The 3031-nt window shown below is 65.2% G+C and carries 3 protein-coding genes and 1 pseudogene; 3 read left to right on the forward strand and 1 reads right to left on the reverse strand.

Annotation, left to right across the window (positions count from 1 at the left end; translation table 11 throughout):
• A pseudogene (locus EOA27_RS29595) lies at window positions 1–325 on the reverse strand (A/G-specific adenine glycosylase); the annotation flags it as partial.
• A gap of 32 nt (window positions 326–357) precedes the next feature.
• Here EOA27_RS29595 and EOA27_RS29600 point away from each other — a divergent pair.
• The 3 genes from EOA27_RS29600 to EOA27_RS29610 all read left to right on the forward strand — a co-directional run.
• The gene (locus tag EOA27_RS29600; protein WP_126078545.1) at window positions 358–867 is read left to right on the forward strand and encodes a DUF721 domain-containing protein; all 510 of its coding nucleotides are present in this window, start codon (window positions 358–360) and stop codon (window positions 865–867) included.
• A 154-nt stretch (window positions 868–1021) separates the two neighbouring features.
• Window positions 1022–1768, forward strand: coding sequence for a DsbA family protein (locus EOA27_RS29605; protein WP_042641803.1), 747 nt, complete (start codon window positions 1022–1024; stop codon window positions 1766–1768).
• Window positions 1769–1831: 63 nt separating this feature from the next.
• Window positions 1832–3031 (forward strand): chromosome segregation SMC family protein (locus tag EOA27_RS29610; RefSeq protein ID WP_145970606.1); only part of this gene is annotated, 1200 nt, incomplete at its 3' end.

Genomic DNA, 3031 nt, shown 5'->3' on the forward strand with positions numbered 1-3031 from the left:
CCCTGGAATAGTAGCCGAGCCCGGCCCAGGCTTTCATCACGTCTTCGGCGGGGGCCGCCGCCAGCGCCTCGACCGTCGGCCATTTCTCGACGAAATTGCGGAAATAGGCCTTTACCGCCTCGACCGTGGTCTGCTGCAGCATCACCTCGGACATCCACACGCGATAAGGATCGGCCCTCACGCCGCGCGCAAACGCAACCGGCGTGACGCGCCAGGGCAGGTCGCGGTGATGCGCGTCGTACCAGGCAAGCAGGCGGGACGCGATGCCCGTGTCTTCGGACGCGGCTTTCTGTGATGCCTTGCGGGTCTGGTCGAGCGGTGCCATTGATCGGATGAATTGGGGAATGGAGAACGCACATGGCAGGGAAAAGGCCCTTCGGCAATCCCGTTCCGGTGAGCGATCTCGCCACCGAGATCCTCGACCCGGTGCTGAAGAAGCGCGCCGGCATCTCGATCGGGCTGGTGCAGTCCTGGGAGGAAATCGCCGGGCCGCGCCTGGCCACTCATTCGCGCCCGGAAAAAATCCAGTGGCCGCGCCGGCTGCATGAGGACGACCCGTTCGAGCCGGCGACGCTGATCATCGCCTGCGAAGGCATGGCGGCTCTGCATCTGCAGCACGAGGCCGGCGAGGTCATCAACCGCGTCAACGCCTTCCTGGGCTTCAACGCTATCGGCCGCATCAAGATCCTGCAGAAACCGGTGCTTTCGCAAAAGGCGCGGCCGAAGCCCGCGCCGCGACCCTTGACCGAGGCCGAGAAGGCAAAGCTTTCGCATCTGGTCGGCAAGATCGAGGACGACGGCCTGCGCGCTTCGCTGGAGCGGCTTGGCGCCACAATTTTGGGTGAAAGGAAGCCCAAAGGGTCGTAAGAAGCGTCATGAATGCGTCACCAATCTCGCGCATTCGTGATGCTCGTGATCAAGTTTCGCGATTGGATTGGGGATCGGGATGCCTTAATTCGCGCCAACTCTCGCCTTTTCTAGCCCTTGCATTGCAAAATCCAACCGATATCAGGTGATTCGCATGAACCGTGCCCCGTTTGGCAATAGCTTGTCCCGCAGAAACCTTCTGACAGCGCTGGCCGCTGTTCCTGCGGTGGCGCTGCTTGCCGCATGCAGCGACTCCGGCGAGGAGGCCAAGGCCGCCGACGTGAAGCCCGCCGACCCGTCGACGCCTGCCAAGCCCGCCGCCACTCCGGCGGCCGCCCAGGTGCCGGAGGCACAGGGCACGGTCGACATGGCGGAACTGCTCAAGCCCGGCGCGCTGCCCGAAAAGCAGCTCGGCAAGGACGACGCCAAGGTCACCATCGTCGAATACGCCTCGATGACCTGCCCGCATTGCGCGCATTTCGCCATGACCACCTTCCCCGAGCTGAAGACCAAGTATATCGACACCGGCAAGGCGCGTTACATCCTGCGCGAATTCCCGTTCGACCCGAGCGCCGAGGCCGGCTTCATGCTGGCGCGCTGCTCCAAGGACAATTACTTCGCCATGGTCGACGTGCTGTTCAAGCAGCAGCCGAGCTGGGTCGGCGTCAACAACACCAAGGAAGCGCTGCTGCAGATCTCCAAGCTCGCCGGTTTTACACAGGAGTCCTTTGAGTCCTGCTTGACGGACCAGAAACTTCTGGACGATGTGAGAGCAGTCCAGAAACGCGGAGCGGACGAGTTCAAGGTCGACTCGACGCCGACCTTCTTCATCAACGGAAAGACCTACAAAGGGGCGATGTCGATTGAGGAAATGTCGGCCATCATCGACCCTCTGCTCTGACATCCAGGCCGCGCCGAAGCGGTCAGGCTTTGGCGCGATGGCCTGTAGTGTAGGGCGGCGCGAATGAAATTTTCGCGCCTTCGCCTTCTCGGTTTCAAATCCTTCGTCGAGCCCGGCGAGTTCGTCATCGAACGCGGGCTGACCGGCATTGTCGGGCCGAACGGCTGCGGCAAGTCAAACCTCGTCGAAGCTTTGCGCTGGGTGATGGGCGAAAGCTCCTACAAGAACATGCGCGCGTCCGGCATGGACGACGTGATCTTTTCCGGCTCCGGCGCGCGCCCGGCGCGCAACACCGCCGAAGTCACGCTTTTCCTCGACAACACAGACCGCACGGCGCCGGCCGCCTTCAACGACGCCGACGAATTGCAGGTCTCGCGCCGCATCGAGCGCGAGGCCGGCTCGCTCTACCGCATCAACGGCAAGGAAGCCCGCGCCAAGGACGTGCAGTTGCTCTTTGCCGACCAGTCGACCGGCGCCCGCTCGCCCTCCATGGTCGGCCAGGGCCGTATCGGCGAGTTGATCCAGGCGAAGCCGCAGGCGCGCCGCGCGCTGCTCGAAGAAGCGGCCGGCATTTCCGGCCTGCACACGCGCCGACATGAAGCCGAGCTTCGGCTGAAGGCCGCCGAGCAGAATCTGGAACGGCTGGACGACGTCGTCGGCGAGCTGGAAGGCCAGATCGAAAGCCTGAAGCGCCAGGCGCGCCAGGCCTCGCGCTTCAAGAACCTGTCGGCCGATATCCGCAAGGCCGAAGCGACGCTGTTGCATCTGCGCTGGACGCTGGCAAAGACCCAGGAAGGCGAGGCGCGCTCCGCGCTTGCCGTCGCCACCACGCTGGTCGGCGACCGCGCCGCCGCCCAGATGGCCGCCGCCAGGGAGCAGGGCATCGCCGCGCACCGGCTGCCGGACCTGCGCGACGCCGAAGCCGCCGCGGCCGCCGCCTTCCAGCGCCTGTCGATCGCCAAGACGCAGATCGAGGAGGAGGCCGGCCGCATCCGTGCCCGCCAGACCGAGCTCGAACGCCGTCTGCAGCAGCTCGACGCCGACATCGCCCGCGAGGAGCGGATGGTGCGCGACAATGCCGATATCCTCGAGCGCCTGCGCGTCGAGGAAGCCGAGCTCAATTCGGAAAATGCCGGCGCCGCCGAGCGCGAGGCGACCACGCGCGCCGCTTTCGAGCAGGCAGGTGCTACGCTGTCGCAGAGCGAGGCAAGACTTGCCGCGCTGACCGCCGAGCGCGCCGAGGCGGCGGCCTCGCGCCACCAG

This window comes from Mesorhizobium sp. M2A.F.Ca.ET.037.01.1.1 (assembly GCF_003998075.1).
Classification (GTDB): Bacteria; Pseudomonadota; Alphaproteobacteria; order Rhizobiales; family Rhizobiaceae; genus Mesorhizobium.

What these genes read in the sequence shown, in the direction of transcription:
- EOA27_RS29600 (WP_126078545.1), top strand. Translation starts at nt 358, where the DNA reads ATGGCAGGGAAAAGGCCCTTCGGCAATCCCGTTCCGGTGAGCGATCTC.
- EOA27_RS29605 (WP_042641803.1), top strand. Translation starts at nt 1,022, where the DNA reads ATGAACCGTGCCCCGTTTGGCAATAGCTTGTCCCGCAGAAACCTTCTG.